Below are 24,347 nucleotides of genomic sequence, written 5' to 3' on the forward strand. Positions count from 1 at the left end.
GAGACGAGAGTCGATGACTGAGACCGTAGTACTGTGTTATGTAGGAAGTAATGCGCAGTGCACCTACTGGCTGCTTGTTTTTTTTTTTTACAAGCAGAAGGCGGCATACGAGATTCCCCGGAGTGACGGGAGTTCAGAGGTGTGCTCTCCCGTTCTCTCCGCGGGCAGGGGGCCGTCCTGCGCTTCTGGCCCGGTGCGGCCGCGAAGGGGGCCCCGGGGGCCGAGGTGTCCCTCGTCGGCTTCGGCGGGAAGCGGGCCACGGCGATGGGGCTCGGGCGGCTGGACGGTCCCGCGCACGACGAGCTCGTCGACCGCCGTGCCCTGCACTTCCCGCCGGCGGTCCGGGTTGCGACGCTGACCGGCACGGACGAGGCCGTGACCGCCGCGGTCGAGGCGCTCGGCGACGCGACGGTCGGCGACGTGCTCGGACCCGTGCCGGTGCCGGACGACCCGACGCCGGGTACCGTCCGGGCCATCGTGCGGTTCCCCTACGCGCACGGGGCCGAGGTCGCGGCGACGCTCAAGGCCGAGGTGATCCGGCGCTCGTCGACGCGACGGGTGCTCCCCGGGGGCAACCGTCGCCGGGCGGCACCGACGCTCCGCGTGCGGCTCGACGACGCGGAGCCCTTCACCGAGGTCTGACCGCCGCGAGCGCGTGTCTCGCAGGACGCAACGTGGGCGGTCCCTCGCAGCGGTACTGCGCTGCGGGGAACCGCCCACGTTGCGTGTCGCGGAGGGGGACCGGCGGTCAGGCGCCGGCGGGCCGGCGGCGCTCCCGCGGGAAGACGACACCGAGGGCGACCATGCCGATCGCGAGCACGAGGTGCAGCCAGTTGTCCGCCCAGTTCAGCGGCACGAAGTTCGCGCCGGACATCGTGCCGGCCGTGAACAGGCCGTAGACCCAGAGCACGAAGTAGACGACGCCGCCGAGCACGAGGTACATGCGCGACCCGGAGGCACGCGAGGCCGCGAGCAGCCCGACGACACCGAAGAGCAGGTGGACGATGTTGTGCAGCACCGAGACCTGGAAGATGCCGAGCAGCATCCCCATCGACGCGTGTCCCGCGCCGCCGAGCTCACCGGTGGTCAGGCCCGGGACGAACCCGGCGATGCCGACGAGCAGGAAGACGATGCCCACGACGAGCGCGACCTTCTGGATCGACGACCCGGCGTAGCGGTTGGTGGAGGTGGTGACGTCACTCATGTCACAGACGGTACGCAGGAACCTCGCGGTCCGTCCGCAGCCGCACGACCGGCGCGTCGGTCGGACAGCGCGGGCCGTGGGACGATGGAACCCATGCGCCTCGTCGTCGCCGGCAGCCCCGCTGCGGCCGTCCCCACCCTCCGACGTCTCGCGGCCTCGGACCACGAGATCGCGGCCGTGCTCACCCGTCCGCCGACCCCGCAGGGCCGGAAGCGCGTGCTCACGCCGACCCCGGTGGCGCAGGTAGCCGAGGAACTCGGTCTGCCCGTCGTCGAGGCCACCCGCGTCGACGACGCCGTGACCCGGCAGCTGGTCGACCTGCGGGCGGACCTCGGCGTGATCGTCGCCTACGGTGCGCTCCTGCGCCGCCCGGCCCTCGACGCCCCCCGGCTCGGCTGGGTCAACCTGCACTTCTCCGCCCTGCCCGCGTACCGCGGCGCCGCACCCGTGCAGCGCGCCGTGATGGCCGGCGACACCCGCACGGCCGCGACGGTGTTCCAGCTCGTCGAGGCCCTCGACGCCGGCCCGGTGTACGCCAGCGACCCGTTCGACATCGACCCCGAGGCCACCGCAGGCGAGGTCCTCGCCGCGATGGCCGAGACCGGATCCGGCACCGTCCTGCGCGTGGTCGACGCACTCGCGGACGGCACCGCGGTCGCCACGGACCAGGTCGGCGAGCCGACCACCGCGCCGAAGACGACCATCGCCGACGGGCACGTCGGCTTCGACCGACCCGCGGTGGCCGTCCACGCGCACCTGCGCGGGGTCACCCCCGAGCCCGGCGCGTACGCCCACCTCGGCGACCTGCGGGTGAAGCTGCTCCGCAGCAGTCGGTCGGGAGGCACGCCCTCCTCCGCCCCGCCCCTCGCCCCGGGTGCGCTCGGCCTGGTCGACGGACGCCTGGTCGTCGGTACCGCCGACGAGCCCCTGGCCCTGCTCGAGGTGCAACCCGCGGGGAAGAAGCCGATGGACGCCGCGGCCTGGGCCCGCGGGCTCGGTCCGCTCGACGGGAAGGTCCTCTCGTGAGCGGCACGCACGCCCGGCGCCCCGACGACCGCCAGCGCGGCCCGCGGACGGTGAGCGCGCGTCGGGTCGCCTTCGACGTCCTCCGTGCCGTGCAGGTGGACGACGCCTACGCGAACCTGCTCCTGCCGACCCGCATCCGCCGTGCCGGCCTGTCCGCCCGCGACGCCGCCTTCGCGACCGAGCTCACCTACGGCTCGATCCGGATGCTCGGCCGGTACGACGCGATCGTCGGCGTCGCGTCCGGCCGACGGGTCGACGACATCGAGTCCGACGTGCTCGACGTCATGCGGCTCGGCGTGCACCAGCTCCTCGGCATGCGGACGCCGACGCACGCCGCGGTGTCGGCGACCGTCGAGCTCACCCGTGAGGTCGGCGCCCGCCGGGCCACCGGCTTCGTGAACGCCGTCCTGCGCAAGGTCGCCGCGAAGACCGACGACGAGTGGGACGCCCTCGTCACGGCGGGCCGCGGCGGCGACGCCCTGCTCGCGACCCGGTGGTCGCACCCGGCGTGGGTCGTGGCGGCGCTCCGGGACGCCCTGGCCGCCGAACGCTCGCGCGACGAGCTCGCCGCGCTGCTCGCCGCCGACAACGTCGCGCCGCGCGTGCAGCTCGTGGCGCTGCCGGGGCTCGCGACGGAGGACGACCTGCGGACCGCGGTGCGGCCGCCCGAGCCGACCGCGGGCGACACGGACGCCGACGACGCGGCGGGGCACGAGCCTCCCGTCCGTGCCGCCGACGACGAGCCGGACGACCGCCCGGTCTCGCCGGTGGGCATCCGCGGGACGGCCGGCGACCCCGCGCGCGTGCCGGGCGTCGCCGCGGGTCGACTCCGCGTGCAGGACGAGGGTTCGCAGCTGGCGGCCCTCGCGCTCACCCGCTCTTCCGACGTGCGTGCGGGGGAGCGGTGGCTCGACATGTGCGCCGGACCCGGCGGCAAGGCGGCCCTGCTCGCGGCCGAGGCCGCGCAGGCCGGCGCGACGCTCGTCGCCAACGAGCTCGTCCCCGCCCGGGCCGGCCTCGTGCGGAAGGCACTCGCCACCGTGGCGGGCGACGACGTCGTGTCCGTCGTCGAGGGCGACGGCCGCCGGTTCGGCAGACCCGGTGACGCGCGCTTCGACCGCATCCTGCTCGACGCTCCCTGCACCGGGCTCGGGGCGCTGCGCCGACGACCGGAGGCGCGCTGGCGGAAGCAGCCGGAGGACGTCCCAGAGCTCGCGGCGCTGCAGGCGGAGCTGCTCGACGCCGCCGTCCGGGCACTCGCGCCGGGCGGCACGCTCGCGTACGTCACGTGCTCGCCGCACCTCGCCGAGACCCGCGGCCAGGTCGACGCCCTGATGGCGCGGCACGGCGACGTGCTCGAACAGCTCGACACCGCCGGCGTCGTCCGCGCGGTCGCGGCGCGGGACCCGCAGGTCGCCGACGGTCGGACGGTGCAGCTGTGGCCGCACCGGATCGGCACGGACGCGATGTTCGTCGCGCTGTTCCGCCGGACCGCCTGACCCTCGTCCGTTGCGTCCTGCGAGGGGACGGATCGGTAGGGTTGCCGGGTGACGATCCGCATCTCGCCGAGCATCCTGTCCGCCGACTTCGCGAACCTCGAGCGGGAGCTGCACCGCATCGAGAGCGCCGACCTGGTGCACGTCGACGTGATGGACAACCACTTCGTGCCGAACCTCACGCTGGGCCTGCCGATCGTGGAGCGCCTGCAGGAGGTCTCGCCGGTGCCGCTCGACGTGCACCTCATGATCACGGACGCCGACACGCAGGCGCCGAAGTACGCCGAGACCGGTGCCGCGAGCGTCACCTTCCACTTCGAGGCCGCCGACGACCCGGTGGCGACGGCCGCCGCGATCCGGTCGAACGGTGCCCGCGCCGCCGTGGCCGTGAAGCCCGGCACGCCGATCACGCAGGTCCTGCACCACCTCGACGCCTACGACATGATCCTGCTCATGACGGTGGAGCCGGGCTTCGGCGGCCAGTCGTTCATGCCGTCCGTGATGCCCAAGCTCGCCGATGCCCGCGCCGCCGTGGACGCCTCGGGCCTCGACGTCTGGCTCGAGGTCGACGGCGGCATCGCGGTGGACACCGTGCCCGAGGCCGTGCGGAGCGGCGCCGACACGCTCGTGGCCGGCTCCGCCGTGTACGGCGGGGAGCCGGCGCAGCGCATCGCGGACCTGCGCGAGGCGGCCGCGGCGGCCCGCGCGTGACCGCCGTCGCAGGCCGACCGACGACCGACCCGACCGACGAGGCGGGGTCGGGCAGCGCCTCCCGTCCGGACGGTGCGTCCGCCGGACCCGAGCAGGACGGTAGCCTGGTCCCCGTGAAGACGTTCGACGACCTGTTCGCGGAGCTGACCGAGAAGGCGCGCACGCGCCCCGAGGGCTCCGGCACCGTCGCCGAACTGGACGCCGGCGTGCACCAGATCGGCAAGAAGATCGTGGAGGAGGCCGCCGAGGTCTGGATGGCGGCCGAGTACGAGGGCGACGAGCGCACCTCGGAGGAGATCTCGCAGCTGATCTACCACCTCCAGGTGCTCATGGTCGCCAAGGGGCTCACCCCGGCGGACGTCTGGCGACATCTGTAGGCACCCGCCACGCGCGCTCCGGCGCCGTTGCGACCCGCAGCCGTCACCGACCTCCAACAGGAAGCAGACCCCCTGATGCTCCGCATCGCCGTGCCCAACAAGGGCTCGCTGTCCGAGACCGCCTCCGAGATGCTCCGGGAGGCCGGGTACGCCGGTCGCCGTGACCCGAAGGCGCTCCACCTGCTCGACGAGCGCAACGGCGTCGAGTTCTTCTTCCTCCGCCCGCGCGACATCGCGACGTACGTCGGGTCGGGTGCGCTCGACGTCGGCATCACCGGCCGCGACCTGCTGCTCGACTCCGGGTCCGCGGCGCACGAGGTCGACGCGCTCGGGTTCGCCGACTCGACGTTCCGCTTCGCCGGCACGCCCGGCCGGTTCACCGAGCTGCAGGACCTCGACGGCGTGCGCGTGGCGACGAGCTACCCGGGTCTGGTGGGGGAGTTCCTCGCCCGGCACGGGGTCACCGCGGAGCTCGTCAAGCTCGACGGCGCCGTGGAGAGCGCGGTCCGGCTCGGTGTGGCCGACGCGGTCGCCGACGTCGTCTCGACGGGCAGCACCCTCCGCGCGGCGGGCCTCGAGATCTTCGGCCCGGTCATCCTCGAGTCGACGGCACTGCTCGTCTCGACCGACGAGACCATCCCCGGCATCGACGTCCTCCGTCGCCGGCTGCAGGGCGTGCTCGTCGCCCGCGGCTACGTGATGCTCGACTACGACATCCCGACGGACCTGCTCGAGCAGGCCACCGCGGTGGCGTCGGGCATCGAGTCACCGACGGTCTCGCCGCTGCACGGCCGCGACTGGTCGGCGGTCCGCGTGATGATCCCGCGCGAGGACGCCAACCTCATCATGGACGCGCTGTACGACCTGGGCGCCCGCGCGATCCTGGTCAGCCCGATCCACGCAGCACGCCTGTGAGCACCCCGACGACGGGAGCCGCCGGGATCGCCGGCGGCGTGTCCGTCCGGGTCGTCCCGTGCCTCGACGTGTCGGGTGGCCGGGTCGTGAAGGGCGTCAACTTCCTCGACCTGCAGGACGCCGGCGACCCGGTCGAGCTGGCCGCCCGCTACTACGAGCAGGGTGCGGACGAACTGACCTTCCTCGACGTCGGTGCCACGGTCGAGAACCGCGCCACCATGTACGACACCGTCACGCGCACGGCCGAGCAGGTCTTCATCCCGCTCACCGTCGGCGGCGGCGTCCGGAGCGTCGACGACGTCTCGCGCCTGCAGCAGTGCGGTGCGGACAAGATCGGTGTGAACAGCGCCGCGATCGCGCGCCCGGCCCTGGTCGGCGAGATCGCGGACCGCTTCGGGGCGCAGGCGGTCGTCCTGTCGCTCGACGTCAAGCGCAGCGACCGGATGCCCTCGGGCTTCGTCGTCACCACGCACGGCGGGCGCACGGAGTCCGACCTGGACGCGATCGCCTGGGCGCGCGAGGGCGTCGAGCGCGGGGCCGGCGAGCTGCTCGTCAACTCGATCGACGCGGACGGCACGAAGGAGGGGTTCGACCTCGAGCTCATCGCCGCGGTGCGCGCCGTGTCCCCGGTCCCGGTCATCGGGTCGGGAGGCGCGGGGCGAGTCGAGCACTTCGCCCCGGCCGTCGAGTCGGGTGCGGACGCGGTCCTCGCCGCGAGCGTCTTCCACCGGGGCGAGATGACCATCGGGGACGTCAAGGACGCGCTGCGCGCGGCCGGGCACCCGGTCCGCTGACCGTCCGCCGTAGGCTAGGAGCCTCATGACCGACAGCACCAGCACCAGCACGGACGCGGTCCTCGACCGCGCGCGGTTCGGGCTCGACGGCTTGCTCCCCGCCATCGTGCAGGAGGAGTCCACGAAGGACGTCCTCATGCTCGGCTGGATGGACCGGGAAGCCCTCCGCCGCACCCTCACCGAGGGACGGGTGACCTTCTGGTCGCGCTCCCGGCAGGAGTACTGGCGCAAGGGTGACACCTCCGGCCACGCCCAGTACGTCCGCGGGGCGGCGCTCGACTGCGACGACGACACCCTGCTCGTCACCGTGCACCAGGTCGGCGCCGCGTGCCACACCGGGGCGCACCGCTGCTTCGACGTGGACCCGCTCGACCCCGTCACCGCGTCCGCACCCGGCGCGGCGCCGGACGCGACCGCCACCGCGGACGCGACCGCAGTGGTGGAGGGGACCCGATGAGCACCGCGACCCGTTCCGAGGAGCCGCGCACGACCTCCCGTCCGGAGTTCGACGGCCTGCTGGCCGACCACCGGGTCGTCCCCGTCGTCCGCGCCCTCTACGCGGACAGCGAGACGCCGGTCGGCGTCTACCGCAAGCTCGCGGACGGTCGTCCGGGGTCGTTCCTGCTCGAGTCCGCCGGTCAGGGCGGCCTGTGGTCGCGGTGGTCGTTCGTCGGCGTCCGGAGCTTCGGCGTGCTGACGCAGGAGGGCGACCGCGCCGCCTGGATCGACACCGGGATCCCGGCGTCCCGCGCCGTCGACTCGCTCGACGGCGCCCCGCTCGAGGTGCTCGCCCGTCTGCACGAGCGCTGGGCGACCCCCCGCGTGCCGGGGACGCCGCCGCTCGTCGGCGGGACCGTCGGCTTCATCGGGTGGGAGGCCGTGCGCCAGCTCGAGCACCTGCCGAGCGTGCCGCCCGCGGACTTCGACGTGCCGGGCCAGGCGCTCGCCTTCGTCTCCGAGCTCGCCGCGCTCGACCACCGCACGGGCCTCGTCCTGCTCGTCGCGAGCGTGCTCAACGACGGCACGGACGAGTCCGACACGATGTGGCACGACGCCCAGGCGCGGCTCGACCGCATGCAGGCCGACCTCGTGCAGCCGAGCGCCGCGACCGTCGCCGAGGCGTTCGAGATCGCCGAGCCGACGCCCCGGCACCGGACCACGCCCGACGACTACATGGCGGCGGTCACCCGGTCGAAGGACTTCATCCGCGACGGTGACGTCTTCCAGGTCGTCATCTCGCAGCGGTTCGACCACGACGTCACGGCCGACCCGCTCGACGTCTACCGGGTGCTGCGGACCCTGAACCCGAGCCCGTACATGTACTTCCTCGCGCTCGCGGACACCGACGACGAGCGGTTCTGGATCGTCGGCGCGTCGCCCGAGGCGCTCGTGAAGGTGCAGGACGGTCGGGCGATCACGCACCCGATCGCCGGGTCGCGGCCCCGTGGCGGCACCCCGGTCGAGGACGTCCGCCTGGGCGAGGAGCTGCTCGCCGACCCGAAGGAGCGCGCGGAGCACCTCATGCTCGTCGACCTCGCGCGCAACGACCTGCAGAAGGTCTGCCGTCCCGGGACCGTCGCGGTCACCGAGTTCATGACCGTCGAGCGGTTCAGCCACATCATGCACCTGGTGTCGAGCGTCGAGGGCTCGGTCCGTCCTGGGGCGTCGGCGATCGACGTGTTCCGGGCGACGTTCCCGGCGGGCACGCTCTCCGGGGCGCCGAAGCCGCGCGCGCTCGAGATCATCGACGAGCTCGAGCCGGCGAAGCGCGGGGCGTACGCGGGTGTGGTCGGCTACTTCGACTTCGCCGGCGACGCCGACCTCGCCATCGCGATCCGCACCGCCCTCATCAAGGACGGCGTCGCACGGGTGCAGGCCGGTGCCGGTCTCGTGGCCGACTCGGACCCGCACACCGAGCACGTCGAGGCGGTCAACAAGGCGGCCGCCCCGCTGCGGGCCGTCGCCACCGCCAACCGCATGCGCGAGGTCCGGTCGTGAAGCGCTCGCGGTCGCGTCCCCTCGTCGTCGTCGCCGGCCTGGCGGTCGCTGGTGTCGTGATGCTCGCGTGGACGCAGACCTGGTTCACCGTGCACCTGCACGCGGGGACCGCGGTCGTGCCGCGCGTCGTCGCCGACGGTGCCGCGGTGGTGCCGCAGTACACCGCCCTCGCCATCGCGAGCCTGGCGCTCTTCCTGGCGCTGACGATCGCCGGACGGGTGCTCCGCGTCGTGCTCGCCGCGGTCGAGGTGCTGCTCGGCATCGCGGTCGTCGCGACCGGTGTGGGAGCACTGACCGACCCGGTGGGCGCGTCGAAGGGCGCCGTCGGCGAGGTCGCCGGCGTCAGCGACACCGCGGCGGTGCGCCAGGTGGTCGAGCGCGTCGACGTGACGGTCTGGCCGGCGGTCGGCATCGCGGGCGGGGTGCTCGCCGTGCTCCTCGGAGTGCTCGTGTTCGTCGTGCAGCGGTCGTGGCCGGGCCCGACGCGCAAGTACGCGGCCGCCACGGCGGGAGCGGCGGCGGACGCACGGGCCGCGGCGCCCCTGCACCGCGACGCGATCACCGACTGGGACGACCTGAGCGCCGGAGCCGACCCGACCGCGGGAGGCACCGTCGACACCGGGCCGGGCGCTGCCCGGCCGGTCGGGGGCACCACCGGTCCGGACGGCGCGCTGGGGGAGTCGCCCACGGCCGACACGGTAGGATCGGACCGGCGCCGATCGGACGACGGCGCCGGAGCAGAACGAGGAGCACCGTGAGCAACACTGAGCCCGCAGAACTCGGCGAAGGCCACTCGCCCGCCGCCTGGACCGCCGTCGTGATCATGCTGATCGGGTTCGCGGCCGGGACGCTGTTCTTCTGGTTCGACATGGCGTGGGGCGTCTGGGCCTCGGCTGCCGTCGTGGTGATCGGGCTCGTCGTGGGCGCGGTCATGAAGCGCGCCGGCTACGGGGTCGACGGCCCGAAGTACGTCGCCAAGCACCACGCGGAGTAGTCGTGCCGAACGTGCTCGAGACCCTCGTCGCGGGCGCGCTCGAGGACGCCGCCACGCGTCGCCTCGATCGCCCGGTCTCCGACGTCGAACGCGACCTCGACCGGGTGGCCTCGCCGCTCGACGCCCTGGAGTTCCTGGCCCCCGGTGACCGGGTGAAGGTCCTGGCCGAGGTCAAGCGCGCGAGCCCGTCGCGCGGGTCGATGGCCGCGATCGAGGACCCCGCGTCCCTGGCCGCCGACTACGAGCGTGGCGGAGCCTCGACGATCAGCGTGCTCACCGAGGGACGGAAGTTCCTCGGGAGCCTCGCCGACCTCGAGGCCGTCAAGGCGCGCGTCGCGTTGCCGGTGCTCCGCAAGGACTTCATCGCGGACCCGTACCAGGTGCTCGAGGCCCGCGCTGCTGGTGCGGACCTCGTGCTCCTCATCGTGGCCGCGCTCGAGCAGCGGCAGCTCGTCGAGCTGCACGAGCTCGCCGAGCAGCTCGGCATGCGCGTCCTCGTGGAGGCGCACTCGGGTGACGAGGTCGCGCGCGGCCTCGACGCCGGAGCCCGCATCCTCGGCGTGAACGCCCGCGACCTCACCGACTTCTCGCTGGACCGGGACCTGTTCGGCTCGCTCGCCGACCGCATCCCCGACGGGGTCGTGCGCGTCGCCGAGTCGGCCGTGGCCGGTCCCGCCGACGTCGCCCACTACCGCGCAGCGGGTGCCGACGTCGTCCTGGTCGGGGAGGCGCTCGTCACGGGCGCCGACCCTGCCGCCACCCTCGCGTCGTTCATCGCCGCAGCGGACGGCCTCGGCCGCCCGCGCTCCTGACCGACCCGTCCCCACCGGCCGTCCCGCACCGGGCACGGCCGCACATCCCGGGAGACCCACCGTGACCTCACTCCGTGACCTGCAGGGCCCGTACTTCGGCGACTTCGGCGGACGATTCGTCCCCGAGTCGCTCGTGCTCGCGCTCGACGAACTCGAGACCGCCTTCCGCGAGGCCTGGGCCGATCCGGCGTTCCGCCAGGAGCTCGACGAGCTCCAGCGCGACTACACCGGCCGGCCGTCGATCATCACCGAGGCGCCGCGCTTCGCGAAGCACGCGGGTGGTGCGCGCATCATCCTCAAGCGCGAGGACCTGAACCACACCGGCTCGCACAAGATCAACAACGTGCTCGGGCAGGCCCTGGTCGCCAAGCGCCTCGGCAAGACCCGCCTCATCGCGGAGACCGGCGCCGGTCAGCACGGCGTCGCCACCGCCACCGCCGCAGCGCTGTTCGGCATGGGCTGCGTCGTATACATGGGCGCCGTCGACACCGAGCGCCAGGCGCTCAACGTGGCGCGCATGCGGCTGCTCGGCGCCGAGGTGATCCCGGTCGAGACCGGGTCGCGCACGCTCAAGGACGCCATCAACGACGCGCTCCGCGACTGGGTGGCGAACGTCGACTCGACGCACTACCTGCTCGGCACCGTCGCGGGCCCGCACCCGTTCCCGGAGATGGTGCGCGAGTTCCACAAGGTGATCGGGGAAGAGGCACGCCAGCAGGTCCTCGACCGCGTCGGTCGCCTGCCCGACGCCGTCGCCGCGTGCGTCGGCGGCGGGTCGAACGCGATGGGCATCTTCGAGGCGTTCCTCGACGACGAGTCCGTCCGCCTGCACGGCTACGAGGCCGGCGGCGACGGTCTCGAGACCGGTCGTCACGCTGCGAGCATCTCGCTCGGCCGCACCGGTGTCCTGCAGGGCACCATGTCGTACCTCATGCAGGACGAGGACGGCCAGACGATCGAGAGCCACAGCATCTCCGCCGGGCTCGACTACCCCAGCGTCGGCCCGGAGCACGCCTACCTGGCGTCGATCGGCCGTGCGCAGTACGAGCCGATCACCGACGCCGAGGCGATGGAGGCCTTCCGTCTGCTCGGTCGGACCGAGGGCATCCTGCCCGCCATCGAGTCGGCGCACGCCCTCGCGGGCGCGATCAAGCTCGGCAAGGAGCTCGGACCCGACGGCGTCGTGCTCGTGTCCCTGTCCGGACGCGGCGACAAGGACGTGGCGTCCGCCAGCCGCTACTTCGGGATCCTCGACGAGAGCGCGGTGCAGCTGTGACGAACCCCGGATCGACCCGATCGGTCGCCGCGACCATCGACACCGCCAACGCCGAGCGCGCCGGCGCCGTCGTCGGCTACCTGCCCGCCGGCTTCCCGGACCTGCAGACGAGCGTCGACGCGGCCGTCGCCCTCGCCGAGAACGGCGTCGACGTCATCGAGCTCGGCCTGCCCTACTCGGACCCGGTCATGGACGGTCCGGTCATCCAGCGCGCTGCGGAGGAGAGCCTGGCGAACGGCTTCCGGGTCGCGCAGGTCTTCGACGCCGTCGACCGGATCACCGACCGGGTCGACGTGCCGGTCCTCGTGATGACGTACTGGAACCCGGTGCTCCGCTACGGCGTCGACCGGTTCGCCGACGACCTCGTGTCGGCCGGCGCCTCCGGCCTCATCACCCCGGATCTCATCCCCGACGAGGGGCGTGCCTGGATCGACGCCTCCGAGCGGACCGGTCTCGACCGGGTGTTCCTCGCGGCGCCGTCCTCGACGGACACGCGGATGCAGCAGGCCGTCCGGTCGAGCCGCGGGTTCGTCTACGCGGTGTCGACGATGGGCGTCACCGGCGCGCGCGTCGGCGTCGACACCGCGGCCCGCACGGTGGTGTCGCGTCTGCGCGACGCCGGCGTGGAGCGCACCTGCGTCGGCCTCGGGATCTCGACGGCCGATCAGGTGGCCGAGGTGCTCGAGTACGCCGACGGCGCGATCGTCGGCTCCGCCTTCGTCCGTGCCCTCGCCGACCTCGGCGTCCAGGGGGTCGCGGACCGCGCGGCCGACCTGACCACCGGCGCTCGGCGCCGCTGACACAGCCAGCGCGCGGACGGGAGGCGCGGTGCAGGTGACCGGGGTCGGTCACCCGCACCGCGCCTCCCGTCGCATCCACGTCACAGTTCCCACAGGACGGGCGTCCGCGTTCCTGGCGGGCGCGGTTCCCGCGCTACAGTGAGCGGGGCCGACCCTCCAGCGGCACCGCGGCCGTCCAGCACCGAAAGGCGACAGCACCTCCATGCCCCTCCTGAGCATCCCGAGCCCGAGCACCGCGTGGCAGTACTTCGACCTGACCGCCTGGCTGCGCGACGTCCTCGGGTGGTCGCTGCCGCTCGACTTCCGCATCCACGCGTACGCCATCTGCATCCTGCTCGGCATCGTCGCGGCGGTCGTGCTGGCGAACCGTCGGCTGAACGCCCGGGGCGTCGAACGCTGGATCATCATCGACATCGCCATCTGGGCGGTGCCGGCCGGCATCATCGGTGGCCGCCTGTTCCACGTGTTCACGCACGTCAGTGACTACTTCGGTCCCGGGCGCGACCCGTGGTCGTTCCTCTACATCTGGGAGGGCGGCCTCGCCATCTTCGGCGCCCTGATCCTCGGCTCCCTCGGCGCCTGGATCGGCTGCCGCCAGGTGGGGCTGCGCTTCTCGACGCTCATCGACGCGATCGCGCCGGGCGTCCTGCTCGCCCAGGCGTTCGGACGGCTCGGCAACTACTTCAACCACGAGCTCTTCGGCATGCCGACGAGCCTGCCGTGGGGCCTGCAGATCGAGTCGACGAACCCGGCGTTCCCGAAGGGCCTGCCCGACGGCACCCTGTTCCACCCGACGTTCCTCTACGAGATCATCTGGAACGTTGTCGGCGTGGTCGTGATCCTGCTGCTCGACAAGCGCTTCCGGCTCCAGTGGGGCAAGGTCATGGCCCTCTACCTGATCTGGTACGGCACCGGCCGCTCGGTCCTCGAGTCGATCCGCGTCGACACCAGCGAGACCTTCTTCGGCGTCCGCACCAACGTCTGGATGTCCTTCGCGGCGATCCTGCTGGGCATCGTGATCTTCCTCGTCCAGACGCGACGGCACACCGGCGCGGAGCCGAGCCCGTACGTGCCCGGTCGCGAGCCGCGTCGGAGCACCGATGTAGACTCGGACGACACCTGGTCGGAACACGACGACGACGCTCCCGCGGCCGCCGCCGACGCCGATCCGGTGCCCGCGACGGGCAGCGCTCGGTAGCACGCCGACCTCCGGTGCGCACCGGTCCGGCCCCGGCGCCGGACCGACCCGCACCGGGTCACAGCACACCGCAACACACCGCGCACGGCACCCACCGTGCACGGGCACCCGCACCACGGTCGGGCCGCCACGAGCGACCCACCACCTCGCGCGACGCCGGCGGACCCGCATCGGCGACGCGCACGGGCACCAGTCCCGCCCGTTCGGGCGGAACGCACCACCGGGCCACCGACGTCCCTGTTCCACTTCCTCGTGAGGACGGTTCCCCATGGCGCTCCAGCCAGTCCCTGCCCCCCGCTCGTCGCGGCCCCTGCCGCCGGCGCACCGTCGCTTCTCGGCTGTGCCCGACGCCGTGGGTGCCTACGACCCCGCGAACGAGAAGGACGCGTGCGGCCTCGCGATGGTCGCGACGCTCCGCGGCACCGCCGGGCACGACATCGTCGACGCCGCGCTCGGCGCGCTGCGCAACCTCGAGCACCGCGGCGCGGTCGGCTCCGACGCGGGCACGGGTGACGGCGCCGGCATCCTCTGCCAGGTGCCGGACGCGTTCCTGCGCGACGAGGTCGACTTCGCGCTGCCCGCCGCGGGGGAGTACGCCGTCGGGACGGCCTACCTGCCGCTGGACGACGACGAGCGGCACGCCGTCAAGGGCGCCGTCGAGCGCATCGCGCGCGAGGAGGGCCTGAAGGTCCTCGGGTGGCGCGACGTGCCGGTCCGTCCGGAGGTCCTCGGCACGCTCGCCCGCGCGGCGATGCCCGCCTTCGAGCAGCTCTTCGTCGCCTCCACCCGCCACGACGTGCACGGCGCGGCCTGGAGCGGCATCGCCCTCGACCGGCAGGCGTTCCGGCTGCGCAAGCGCGCCGAGCACGACGTCGAGGTCTACTTCATGTCGCTGTCGAGCCGGACCACGGTCTACAAGGGCATGGTCACGACGCTGCAGCTCGAGCCGTTCTACCCGGACCTCAGCGACGAGCGGTTCGCGTCGAAGCTCGCGATCGTGCACTCGCGGTACTCGACGAACACGTTCCCGTCGTGGCCGCTCGCACAGCCGTTCCGCACCCTCGCCCACAACGGCGAGATCAACACCGTGCGCGGCAACCGGAACTGGATGCGCGCCCGGCAGTCGCAGCTCGAGAGCGAGCTGCTCGGCGACCTCGCCCCGCTGCTGCCGATCGTCAGCCCCGGCGCGAGCGACTCGGCGTCCTTCGACGAGACCCTCGAGCTGCTCACGCTCACCGGGCGCAGCCTGCCGCACGCGGTGTCGATGATGGTGCCGGAGGCCTGGGAGAACCAGGTGGGGATGGACGCCGACCTGCGGGCGTTCTACGAGTACCACTCGATGCTCATGGAGCCGTGGGACGGGCCGGCGGCGATCACGTTCACCGATGGTGCGATCGTCGGCGCGACGCTCGACCGCAACGGCCTGCGTCCGGGTCGCTTCCTCGTGACCGACGACGGGCTCGTCGTGATGGGGTCCGAGACCGGCGTCATCGACGTGCCGCCGGCGAAGGTCGTGCGCAAGGGCCGCCTGCGCCCGGGCCGGATGTTCGTCGTCGACACCGAGGCCGGCCGGATCATCGAGGACGACGAGGTCAAGCGCGAGCTGGCCGCGTCGGGCCCGTGGGCGCAGTGGCTCGACGAGGGCCGCATCAACCTCGCCGACCTGCCGGACCGCGAGCACATCGTGCACACCCCGGCGTCGGTCACCCGTCGTCAGCGCGCCTTCGGCTACACCGAGGAGGAGGTCCGCATCCTGCTGCGTCCGATGGCGCAGACCGGTGCGGAGCCGCTCGGTGCGATGGGGTCCGACACCCCGATCGCCGTGCTCTCCGAGCGCCCGCGGCTGCTGTTCGACTACTTCACGCAGCAGTTCGCGCAGGTCACGAACCCGCCGCTCGACTCGATCCGCGAGCAGGTCGTCACCTCGATGGGCATGGGGCTCGGCCCGGAGCGGAACCTCCTGAGCGCCGGTCCCGAGCACGCGAAGCAGATCGTGCTCGACTTCCCGGTCATCGACAACGACGAGCTCGCGAAGATCCAGCACTTCGAGACCACGTCCGGTCGGCACCTGACGGTCACGATCAAGGGCCTGTACCGGGTCGACGCGGGCAAGAAGGCGATGCAGAAGCGCATCGCGGCGGTCTGCGACGAGGTCGACCAGGCGATCGAGTCGGGCAAGCAGTTCATCGTGCTGTCCGACCGTGACGGCAACGCCGAGCAGGCGCCGGTCCCGAGCCTGCTGCTGCTCGCCGCCGTGCACCACCACCTCATCCGCACCGAGCAGCGCATGAAGGTCGGGCTCATCGTTGAGGCCGGCGACGTGCGGGAGGTCCACCACGTCGCGACCCTCATCGGCTACGGCGCCTCGGCGATCAACCCGTACCTGGCGATGGAGACCTGCGAGAACCTCGTACGGTCCGGGATGATCACCGGGATCACGCCCGAACAGGCGGTGAAGAACGTCATCAAGGCGCTCGGCAAGGGCGTCCTGAAGATCATGTCGAAGATGGGCATCTCGACGGTGTCCAGCTACGCGGGCGCCCAGGCGTTCGAGGCCGTGGGCCTCAGCCAGGAGCTCGTCGACAAGTACTTCACGGGCACCTCGTCGATCCTCGGCGGCGTCGGCATCGACGTCATCGCGAAGGAGAACGCCGAGCGGCACGCCCAGGCGTACCCGCAGGACGGCGCGGTGCTCTCGCACGAGCGCCTGCAGACGGGCGGCGAGTACCAGTGGCGTCGCGAGGGACCGCCGCACCTGTTCAACCCCGACACGGTGTTCCGGCTGCAGCACGCCACCCGTGCGCGGCGGTACGACATCTTCCGCGAGTACTCGCAGGCCGTCGACGACCAGTCCGAGGACCTCATGACGCTCCGCGGGCTGTTCCGGTTCCGTACCGGCCAGCGGGAGCCGATCGCCCTCGACGAGGTCGAGCCGATCGAGTCGATCGTGAAGCGGTTCAACACCGGTGCGATGTCGTACGGCTCGATCTCGCAGGAGGCCCACGAGACCCTCGCCATCGCGATGAACCGCCTCGGCGGGCGGTCGAACACCGGCGAGGGCGGCGAGGACGTCGAGCGCCTGCTCGACCCCGAGCGGCGGAGCGCGATCAAGCAGGTCGCGTCCGGCCGCTTCGGCGTGACGAGCATGTACCTGACCCACGCGACCGACATCCAGCTCAAGATGGCGCAGGGCGCGAAGCCGGGCGAGGGCGGGCAGCTGCCCCCGACCAAGGTGTACCCGTGGGTGGCGCGCACCCGGCACGCGACCGCGGGCGTCGGGCTCATCTCGCCGCCGCCGCACCACGACATCTACTCGATCGAGGACCTCAAGCAGCTGATCTTCGACGTGAAGCGGGCGAACCCGTCCGCTCGCGTCCACGTGAAGCTCGTCAGCCAGTCCGGCATCGGCGCGGTCGCCGCGGGCGTGACGAAGGCGCTGGCCGACGTCGTCCTCGTGTCGGGCCACGACGGGGGGACCGGGGCGTCGCCGCTCAACTCGCTCAAGCACGCGGGCACGCCGTGGGAGATCGGGCTGGCGGAGACGCAGCAGACCCTCATGCTCAACGGCATGCGCGACCGTGTGGTCGTGCAGGTCGACGGGCAGATGAAGACCGGCCGCGACGTCGTCGTGGCGGCGCTGCTCGGTGCCGAGGAGTACGGCTTCGCGACGGCACCGCTCGTCGTCGAGGGCTGCATCCTCATGCGCGTCTGCCACCTCGACACGTGCCCGGTGGGCGTCGCGACGCAGAACCCGGAGCTCCGCAAGCGCTTCACGGGCAAGCCCGAGTTCGTCGTGAACTTCTTCGAGTTCATCGCGCAGGAGGTCCGTGAGCTCCTCGCCGAGCTCGGCTTCCGCTCGCTCGACGAGGCGATCGGCCAGGTCGACGCGCTCGACACCGACCGTGCTGTCGAGCACTGGAAGGCGTCCGGGCTCGACCTCGCACCGGTGCTGCACGGCCCGCGGTTCGACCGCGACGAGCCGCGCCGGCACCTGCGTGAGCAGGACCACGAGCTCGACGAGCACTTCGACGTCCAGCTCGTCCAGCGGACCGCCGACGTCCTCGAGCACGGCGGCACCGTCGCGCTCGACCTGCCGATCCGCAACACCGAGCGCGCCGTCGGCACCATGCTCGGGCACGAGGTCACGCTCCGGCACGGCGAGCACGGGCTGCCGGCCGGGTCGATCGACATCACGCTGCGCGGGTCGGCCGGGCAGTCGCTCGGCGCGTTCCTGCCCGCCGGGATCACGCTCCGGCTCGTCGGCGACAGCAACGACTACGTCGGCAAGGGCCTGTCCGGTGGTTCGATCGTCGTCCGGCCGGACTCCGAGTCGGCCTTCGACGCGTCGGAGAACGTCATCGCCGGCAACGTCATCGGCTACGGCGCGACCCAGGGCAGCATGTTCATCCGCGGCATCGTGGGCGAGCGCTTCCTCGTGCGCAACTCCGGGGCCACCGCGGTGGTCGAGGGGGTGGGCGACCACGCGCTCGAGTACATGACGGGCGGGCTCGCCCTCGTCCTCGGGGAGACCGGCCGCAACCTCGGCGCCGGCATGTCCGGTGGCACCGCGTACGTCCGGGGTCTGCGTCGCGAGCACGTCAACGCGGAGGCCCTGGCGAGCGGTGAGCTCCGGCTCGAGGAGCTCGACAGCGCCGACGTCGAGATCGTCACCGACCTGCTGCGGCAGCACGAGGCCGAGACGGGGTCGACCCTCGCGGCCGACCTGCTCGCGTCGGGTGACCTCGGCGACTTCGTGAAGGTGCTCCCGCGCGACTACGCGGCCGTGCTCGAGACCCGTCGGCAGGCGGTCGACGAGGGCCTCGACCCGGACGGCACGGTCGTCTGGAACCGCATCCTGGAGGTGACCGGTGGCTGACCGGCACGCGCACACGACCACGACCACGACCACGACCCGGTTCGAACAGGAGGCGCACCATGGCTGACCCGAAGGGCTTCCTCAAGGTGCAGGAGCGCGAACTCCCGCCCCGCCGTCCCGTCCCGCTGCGGCTCATGGACTGGAAGGAGGTCTACGAGCAGCAGGAGTCCGGCGCCCTGAAGCGGCAGGCCGGTCGCTGCATGGACTGCGGCGTCCCGTTCTGCCACCAGGGGTGCCCGCTCGGCAACCTCATCCCCGAGTGGAACGACCTGACGTGGCGCGGCGAGGGCCGCCAGGCGATCGAACGCCTGCACGCGACGAACAACTTCCCGGAGTTCACCGGGAAGCTCTGCCCCGCCCCGTGCGAGGCGTCCTGCGTGCTCGGCATCAACCAGCCGCCGGTCACCATCAAGCAGGTCGAGGTCTCGATCATCGACGAGGCGTACAAGAACGGCTGGGTCACCCCGCACCCGCCGGAGCGCCTGACCGGCAAGACGGTCGCGGTCGTCGGCTCGGGCCCCGCGGGCCTCGCGGCCGCGCAGCAGCTCACCCGTGCCGGCCACACCGTCGCGGTGTACGAGCGCGACGACCGGATCGGCGGCCTGCTCCGCTACGGCATCCCGGACTTCAAGATGGAGAAGCGCCAGATCGACGCGCGCCTCGCCCAGATGCAGGCCGAGGGCACCCGCTTCCGCGCGGGCGTCGAGATCGGGGTCGACATCACCTGGGACGACCTGAAGTCCCGCTACGACGCGGTCGTCGTCGCGACCGGTGCCACGGTGCCGCGCGACCTGCCGATCCCGGGGCGCGACCTCGCGGGCGTGCACTACGCCATGGAGTACCTCGTCCAGCAGAACAAGGCGAACGCCGGCACGACGGTGGACAACCAGGTCACCGCCGAGGGCAAGCACGTCGTCGTCATCGGCGGCGGCGACACCGGCGCGGACTGCATCGGCACGGCGCACCGTCAGGGCGCGCTCAGCGTGACGAACCTGGCGATCGGCAAGCAGCCGCCGCTCGAGCGTCCGTCCGAGCAGCCGTGGCCGATGTTCCCGACCGTGTTCGAGGTCACGAGCGCGCACGAGGAGGGCGGCGAGCGGCACTTCCTCGCGTCCACCGTCGAGTTCCTCGGCAACGCCGCGGGCGAGGTCCGTGCGCTGCGGGTCGCGGAGACCGAGTACCTCGACGGTCGTCGGGTGCCGAAGGCCGGGACCGAGCGGGAGATCCCGGCGGACCTCGTCCTCGTCGCGATGGGCTTCACCGGCCCGGAGACCGAGACGCTCGAGCCGCAGCTCGGCCTGCCGGTGACGGTGTCGGGCGCGGTCGCGCGCCAGGCCGACTACTCGACGAACGAGCCCGGCGTGTTCGTCGCCGGGGACGCCGGCCGCGGACAGTCGCTCATCGTGTGGGCGATCGCCGAGGGCCGTGCCGCGGCGTCGAAGGTCGACGAGTACCTCGAGGGCTCGACGATCCTCCCGGCACCGGTCAAGGCCACCGACCGCGCGCTCACGGTGTGACCAGCGTGAACCCGTACGGAACACCGGACCGACAGTGACCAGCAGGCCACCGGCACTCGATAGGGTGCTGGTGGCCTGCTCCCGTTCCGCGCGGCCCCACAGCGCGGAACCCCGGCACCATCCACCACACGAAGGAATCCATTGAGACGCGCAAAGATCGTTTCGACGCTCGGTCCGGCTACGTCGGACTACGAGACCGTCAAGGAGATCATCGAAGCGGGCGTCGACGTCGCCCGCCTCAACCTCAGCCACGGTGACTACAGCGTCCACGAGGCCAACTACGAGAACGTCCGCCGCGCGGCCGAGGACCTCGGCAAGCCGGTCGCGATCCTGGTCGACCTGCAGGGCCCGAAGATCCGCCTGGCGAAGTTCGCCGACGGCCCCCACCACCTCGACGTCGGCGACGTCTTCACCATCACCACCGAGGACGTCCCCGGCTCGAAGGAGATCTGCGGCACGACCTTCAAGGGCCTCCCGCAGGACGTCAAGCCCGGCGACCCGCTGCTCATCGACGACGGCCGCGTCCGGCTCCGCGTGCTCGACACCGACGGCGTGCGCGTGCGCACCGAGGTCGTCGTCGCCGGCACCGTCTCGAACAACAAGGGCATCAACCTGCCCGGCGTCGCCGTGAACGTCCCCGCGCTGAGCGAGAAGGACGAGGCCGACCTGCGCTGGGCGATCCGCCAGGGTGCCGACCTCATCGCACTGTCGTTCGTGCGCAACGCGAAGGACGTCGAGCGCGCGCACGAGATCATGGACGAGGAGGGCAAGCGCCTCCCCGTCATCGCCAAGGTCGAGAAGCCGCAGGCGGTCGACGCGCTCGAGGAGATCATCGACGCGTTCGACAGCATCATGGTGGCCCGCGGTGACCTCGGCGTCGAGCTCCCGCTCGAGGCCGTGCCGATCGTGCAGAAGCGTGCCGTCGAGCTCTCCCGTCGGATGGCGAAGCCCGTCATCGTCGCGACGCAGATGCTCGAGTCGATGATCTCGTCGCCGATCCCGACCCGCGCGGAGACCTCCGACGTCGCGAACGCCGTCCTCGACGGCGCGGACGCGGTCATGCTCTCGGGTGAGACCAGCGTCGGGGAGTACCCGGTGCAGACCGTCCGCACGATGGCCCGCATCGTGGAGTCCACCGAGGACCACGGCCTGGAGCGCATCGCGCCGCTCGGGACGAAGCCGCGCACCCTCGGCGGCGCCATCACGCTCGCCGCGGTCGAGATCGCGGAGTTCACCGAGGCCTCGTACCTCTGCGTGTTCACCGAGTCCGGCGACTCCGCCCGCCGCATGTCGCGCCTGCGCCACGGCCTGCCGATCATCGCCTTCACGCCGAACGAGGCGACCCGTCGCCGCATGGCGCTCACCTGGGGCGTCCGCTCGTTCCTGGTCGACCGGAAGACGCACACCGACGAGCTGTTCTCGCAGGTCGACGACGTGCTGCTCGCCAACGGCCTCGCCGCTCCCGGCGACCGGGTGATCGTCACGGCGGGTTCCCCTCCCGGCATCGAGGGGTCGACGAACGACCTCCGCGTGCACCGCGTCGGTGACGCGCACGCCGAGGCCGCACCCGCCTACGTCCGGGACTGACACCCGGTCACCACGCCGACGGGGCGCGGACGGGAGGCACGGCGCAGCACCGCGCGCCGCCTCCGGTCCGCGCCCGTCTCGTCGCGCCCCCGCCGCTCACCCGGCCAGCCGTTCGGGCCGCGAGACGGCGGCGGCTTCGCGGAACGCCGCTCGCTCCGCGAGACGCACCCGGATCCGGGTGCGTCTCGTGCGCGCCGGGGCGTCTCGCGCGGACGCCCCCGTCTCGGGACCTGCGGGTCCGGGCCCGGCCAGCCGCTCGACGCGTACCGGCCACCGCGCCGTGCCGGTGACCGGCCGTCGGGCGGAACGGGCAGGATTGCGGGTGTGAGCCTCCAGGACGACCCCCGCACCGCCCCGACCGCAGCCGACGTCCGTCGCTGGCGCCGTTACCTGGCCGACGAGCGCGCGGAGGCCGCGGTCTACCGGAACCTCGCCGCGCGTCGGACCGGCGAGGAGCGCGCGATCCTCGCGTCCCTCGCCGAGGCCGAGGGGCGCCACGAGCAGCACTGGCTCGACCTGCTCGGCGACGACGTGGGACGACCGCTCCGCGGGAGCCTCCGCACGCGCGTGCTCGCCACCCTGGCGAAGCGGTTCGGCTCGGTCTTCGTGCTCGCGCTCATGCAGCGCGCCGAGGACCGCTCGCCCTACGCCGACGACGACGACGCGACGGCCCGCATGGCGGCAGACGAGCGCATCCACGGCGAGGTCGTGCGCGGGCTCGCGAACCGCGGGCGCATGCGGCTGTCGGGCACCTTCCGCGCGGCGGTGTTCGGGGCGAACGACGGCCTCGTCTCGAACCTCGCGCTCATCATCGGCATCAGCGCCTCCGGGGCGGACCGCCACTTCGTCCTGCTGAGCGGCGTCGCGGGCCTGCTCGCCGGCGCACTCTCGATGGGGGCGGGGGAGTACGTGTCGGTGCGGTCGCAGCGCGAGCTGCTCGACGCCTCCGCCCCGCACCCCGAGGCCGGTCGGGCGGTCGCCGACCTCGACGTCGACGCGAACGAGCTCGCGCTGGTCTACCGGGCGCGTGGGATGACCGAGGCGGACGCGCAGGCGCACGCGGACGAGGTCCTCGGCGGTCGGACGATCACCGCGGCCACGGCGGTCGACGACCACGAGGCGGTCGGCAACGGCACGAGTGCGGCGGTCTCGAGCTTCCTGTTCTTTGCCTCGGGCGCGATCATCCCGGTGCTGCCGTACCTGTTCGGACTCGAGGGGTGGCCGGCGATCGTCCTGGCCGCGGTCCTCGTCGGCATCGCGCTCCTCGGCACCGGCGCCGTCGTCGGCGTGCTCAGCGGGGCGTCCCCGCTCCGGCGCGCGCTCCGGCAGCTCGGGATCGGGTTCGGCGCCGCGATCGTGACCTACGGGCTCGGACTGCTGTTCGGGACCGGTTCGGCCTAGCGCGCCCGACCGCGGCGCAGCGCGGCCCGCGGCGGCAGGAGCAGCAGCGTCGCGGACCCGACGACGACGAGCGCGATGCCGGAGAAGACGGTGAAGACCGTCAGGGCGAGACCGGGCGCCGTGAGCACCACCACGCCGCCGATGAGCGAGAGGACGCCGCTCACCGCCGACGGCAGTCGCGAGGACCCCGGGTGCCCGACGAACGCACCCACCAGGGCCGCGACGCCCTCGATGAGGAAGGCGACCCCGGCGAGCACCGCGTAGACGAGCAGCGGGACCGCCGGGTCGAGCAGTGTGACGAGTCCCGCGAGGCCGACGAGCGCGCCGACGACGCCGGAGGTCCACCGCCACGACGGTGCCGTGCCGTGCCCCCGAACCGAGGCCACGACGCGCAGCACCCCGGCGACGACGAGGTAGACACCGAACACCAGGGCGACGAGGACCAGGGACGGTCGTGGCCAGACGACCGCGACGATGCCGAGGCCGATCGCGACCACGGCCGTCACCACGACGAACGCGCGGAACGTGCGCACGGCACGAGAGTCCACGGGCGCTCCTCCCACTCGGTCCCGCGAGGACACCGACGGTACCCGGCGGGACGGGCCGGTGTCCGGCGTCGCACCGGGCAGCGGCCGGGAGGCGCGACACCCGTCGACCGGTCGGCCGACGGACGCGCGCCTCCCGCGCACCACCCCGCGGTTCAGGATCCCGAGGTCGGGGCCGGGGCCGGGGTCGGCGAGGCGGTCCCGTCGGCACCGCCGTCCGCCGGCGGCGTGGGCTTCGCACCGTCGGCCGGCGGCGTGGGCTTGGCGCCGTCCTTCGGCGGGGTGGGCTTCGCGCCGTCCTTCGGCGGAATGGGCTTGGTGCCGTCCTCCGGCGGGGTGGGCTTCGCGCCGTCCTTCGGCTGCGGGGGCTGCACGCCGTCGGCCGGGGGCATCGCGACGCAGCCGGGCGCGGGCGCCGCACCCGGTCCGGAGCCGCCGGCAGCGGGCCCGTCCGCGGGTCCGCCGGAGGGTGCTCCGCTCGGCGCACCCGAGGGTGCGCCGCTCGGAGCACCGGACGGGGCGCTGGTCGGTGCGCTCGTCGGCGCGTTCGGCGTGCCGGACCCGTCGGCGACCGCGGCGGTCACCCCGATGCCGCCGAGCAGCAGCGCGGCCGCCGCCGCGGAGCCGATCCCCACCCGGCGGAGGGTGCGGCGGCGGTCGCCCGTGCGGCTCGTGGTCGTCTCGTCGTGTCGTTCGTCCTGCATGGTGGTCCTCCTCGATCGGTCGCGGAGCCGTCTGCTCCGGCGACGTGGACGACGCTCGGATCCGTACCTGAAGCAGGACTGAAGCACAGCGGTCTCCCAGCCCGCTTCCTGCTCCG

General features: G+C 73.0%; 21 protein-coding genes. 18 read left to right on the top strand and 3 right to left on the bottom strand.

Annotated elements, in window-relative coordinates:
* Positions 1–748: 748 nt before the first annotated feature.
* Positions 749–1,204 carry a DUF4383 domain-containing protein gene (locus H7A69_RS12705; RefSeq protein WP_182047333.1) on the bottom strand — a complete coding sequence of 152 codons (456 nt, stop codon included), beginning with the start codon at positions 1,202–1,204 and terminating at the stop codon, positions 749–751.
* Positions 1,205–1,297: 93 nt separating this feature from the next.
* Here H7A69_RS12705 and H7A69_RS12710 point away from each other — a divergent pair, with 93 nt between their 5' ends.
* The 18 genes from H7A69_RS12710 to H7A69_RS12795 all read left to right on the top strand — a co-directional run bounded on the left by H7A69_RS12710 (position 1,298) and on the right by H7A69_RS12795 (position 22,982).
* The gene (locus H7A69_RS12710) at positions 1,298–2,230 is read left to right on the top strand and encodes a methionyl-tRNA formyltransferase (protein ID WP_182047334.1); all 933 of its coding nucleotides are present in this window, start codon (positions 1,298–1,300) and stop codon (positions 2,228–2,230) included.
* Complete coding sequence (locus H7A69_RS12715) at positions 2,227–3,729, top strand: RsmB/NOP family class I SAM-dependent RNA methyltransferase (RefSeq protein ID WP_259346218.1); 1,503 nt, start codon at positions 2,227–2,229, stop codon at positions 3,727–3,729. Before H7A69_RS12710 ends, H7A69_RS12715 begins: the two co-directional genes overlap by 4 nt.
* Positions 3,730–3,777: 48 nt before the next feature.
* Complete coding sequence (gene rpe / locus H7A69_RS12720; RefSeq protein ID WP_182047335.1) at positions 3,778–4,437, top strand: ribulose-phosphate 3-epimerase; 660 nt, start codon at positions 3,778–3,780, stop codon at positions 4,435–4,437.
* Between the two features lie 113 nt (positions 4,438–4,550).
* Positions 4,551–4,814, top strand: coding sequence for a phosphoribosyl-ATP diphosphatase (locus H7A69_RS12725; protein WP_058726551.1), 264 nt, complete (start codon positions 4,551–4,553; stop codon positions 4,812–4,814).
* A gap of 75 nt (positions 4,815–4,889) precedes the next feature.
* A complete protein-coding gene (gene hisG, locus H7A69_RS12730) occupies positions 4,890–5,729 on the top strand; it encodes an ATP phosphoribosyltransferase (RefSeq protein WP_182047336.1) in 840 nt (279 codons plus the stop codon).
* Positions 5,726–6,523, top strand: coding sequence for an imidazole glycerol phosphate synthase subunit HisF (hisF, locus tag H7A69_RS12735; RefSeq protein WP_259346219.1), 798 nt, complete (start codon positions 5,726–5,728; stop codon positions 6,521–6,523). The genes hisG and hisF overlap by 4 nt, the downstream gene beginning before the upstream one ends.
* Before the next feature lie 25 nt (positions 6,524–6,548).
* Positions 6,549–6,980, top strand: coding sequence for a phosphoribosyl-AMP cyclohydrolase (gene hisI / locus H7A69_RS12740; RefSeq protein WP_182047337.1), 432 nt, complete (start codon positions 6,549–6,551; stop codon positions 6,978–6,980).
* Positions 6,977–8,521, top strand: coding sequence for an anthranilate synthase component I (locus H7A69_RS12745; protein ID WP_182047338.1), 1,545 nt, complete (start codon positions 6,977–6,979; stop codon positions 8,519–8,521). Before hisI ends, H7A69_RS12745 begins: the two co-directional genes overlap by 4 nt.
* The gene (locus tag H7A69_RS12750; protein WP_182047339.1) at positions 8,518–9,279 is read left to right on the top strand and encodes a Trp biosynthesis-associated membrane protein; all 762 of its coding nucleotides are present in this window, start codon (positions 8,518–8,520) and stop codon (positions 9,277–9,279) included. The genes H7A69_RS12745 and H7A69_RS12750 overlap by 4 nt, the downstream gene beginning before the upstream one ends.
* Entirely contained in the window at positions 9,276–9,515 is a 240-nt protein-coding gene (locus H7A69_RS12755) for a DUF6704 family protein (protein WP_182047340.1), read from the top strand. Before H7A69_RS12750 ends, H7A69_RS12755 begins: the two co-directional genes overlap by 4 nt.
* Positions 9,516–9,526: 11 nt before the next feature.
* On the top strand, positions 9,527–10,327 hold the full coding sequence (trpC, locus tag H7A69_RS12760; RefSeq protein ID WP_182047356.1) for an indole-3-glycerol phosphate synthase TrpC: 801 nt from the start codon (positions 9,527–9,529) through the stop codon (positions 10,325–10,327).
* A gap of 61 nt (positions 10,328–10,388) precedes the next feature.
* The gene (gene trpB / locus H7A69_RS12765; RefSeq protein WP_182047341.1) at positions 10,389–11,603 is read left to right on the top strand and encodes a tryptophan synthase subunit beta; all 1,215 of its coding nucleotides are present in this window, start codon (positions 10,389–10,391) and stop codon (positions 11,601–11,603) included.
* Positions 11,600–12,403: a tryptophan synthase subunit alpha gene (gene trpA, locus H7A69_RS12770; RefSeq protein WP_182047342.1), complete on the top strand. Its 804-nt coding sequence runs from the start codon at positions 11,600–11,602 to the stop codon at positions 12,401–12,403. Before trpB ends, trpA begins: the two co-directional genes overlap by 4 nt.
* A gap of 202 nt (positions 12,404–12,605) precedes the next feature.
* Positions 12,606–13,601 (top strand): prolipoprotein diacylglyceryl transferase, encoded by a 996-nt coding sequence (gene lgt / locus H7A69_RS12775; protein WP_182047343.1) that lies wholly within the window; start codon positions 12,606–12,608, stop codon positions 13,599–13,601.
* A 400-nt stretch (positions 13,602–14,001) separates the two neighbouring features.
* Positions 14,002–18,477 carry a glutamate synthase large subunit gene (gltB, locus tag H7A69_RS12780; protein ID WP_411469367.1) on the top strand — a complete coding sequence of 1,492 codons (4,476 nt, stop codon included), beginning with the start codon at positions 14,002–14,004 and terminating at the stop codon, positions 18,475–18,477.
* A gap of 59 nt (positions 18,478–18,536) precedes the next feature.
* Positions 18,537–19,994: a glutamate synthase subunit beta gene (locus H7A69_RS12785; RefSeq protein ID WP_069710812.1), complete on the top strand. Its 1,458-nt coding sequence runs from the start codon at positions 18,537–18,539 to the stop codon at positions 19,992–19,994.
* A 141-nt stretch (positions 19,995–20,135) separates the two neighbouring features.
* Complete coding sequence (gene pyk / locus H7A69_RS12790) at positions 20,136–21,581, top strand: pyruvate kinase (protein WP_069710813.1); 1,446 nt, start codon at positions 20,136–20,138, stop codon at positions 21,579–21,581.
* A gap of 324 nt (positions 21,582–21,905) precedes the next feature.
* The gene (locus tag H7A69_RS12795) at positions 21,906–22,982 is read left to right on the top strand and encodes a VIT1/CCC1 transporter family protein (protein WP_182047344.1); all 1,077 of its coding nucleotides are present in this window, start codon (positions 21,906–21,908) and stop codon (positions 22,980–22,982) included.
* Here the strand turns inward: H7A69_RS12795 and H7A69_RS12800 are convergent.
* Both H7A69_RS12800 and H7A69_RS12805 read right to left on the bottom strand, forming a co-directional pair.
* Positions 22,979–23,530, bottom strand: coding sequence for an HdeD family acid-resistance protein (locus H7A69_RS12800; RefSeq protein ID WP_182047345.1), 552 nt, complete (start codon positions 23,528–23,530; stop codon positions 22,979–22,981). The two genes, H7A69_RS12795 and H7A69_RS12800, sit on opposite strands and share 4 nt — an antisense overlap.
* A 152-nt stretch (positions 23,531–23,682) precedes the next feature.
* Positions 23,683–24,231, bottom strand: a complete 549-nt coding sequence (locus H7A69_RS12805; protein ID WP_182047346.1) for a hypothetical protein — start codon at positions 24,229–24,231, stop codon at positions 23,683–23,685.
* Positions 24,232–24,347: the final 116 nt, after the last annotated feature.

It is taken from the genome of Curtobacterium sp. ME26, from assembly GCF_903970945.1.
GTDB lineage: Bacteria > Actinomycetota > Actinomycetes > Actinomycetales > Microbacteriaceae > Curtobacterium > Curtobacterium citri.

Coding starts and splice junctions, on each gene's coding strand:
- H7A69_RS12705 (WP_182047333.1), bottom strand. CDS start 1,204: ATGAGTGACGTCACCACCTCCACCAACCGCTACGCCGGGTCGTCGATC.
- H7A69_RS12710 (WP_182047334.1), top strand. CDS start 1,298: ATGCGCCTCGTCGTCGCCGGCAGCCCCGCTGCGGCCGTCCCCACCCTC.
- hisG (WP_182047336.1), top strand. CDS start 4,890: ATGCTCCGCATCGCCGTGCCCAACAAGGGCTCGCTGTCCGAGACCGCC.
- hisI (WP_182047337.1), top strand. CDS start 6,549: ATGACCGACAGCACCAGCACCAGCACGGACGCGGTCCTCGACCGCGCG.
- H7A69_RS12745 (WP_182047338.1), top strand. CDS start 6,977: ATGAGCACCGCGACCCGTTCCGAGGAGCCGCGCACGACCTCCCGTCCG.
- lgt (WP_182047343.1), top strand. CDS start 12,606: ATGCCCCTCCTGAGCATCCCGAGCCCGAGCACCGCGTGGCAGTACTTC.
- gltB (WP_411469367.1), top strand. CDS start 14,002: ATGGTCGCGACGCTCCGCGGCACCGCCGGGCACGACATCGTCGACGCC.
- H7A69_RS12785 (WP_069710812.1), top strand. CDS start 18,537: ATGGCTGACCCGAAGGGCTTCCTCAAGGTGCAGGAGCGCGAACTCCCG.
- H7A69_RS12805 (WP_182047346.1), bottom strand. CDS start 24,231: ATGCAGGACGAACGACACGACGAGACGACCACGAGCCGCACGGGCGAC.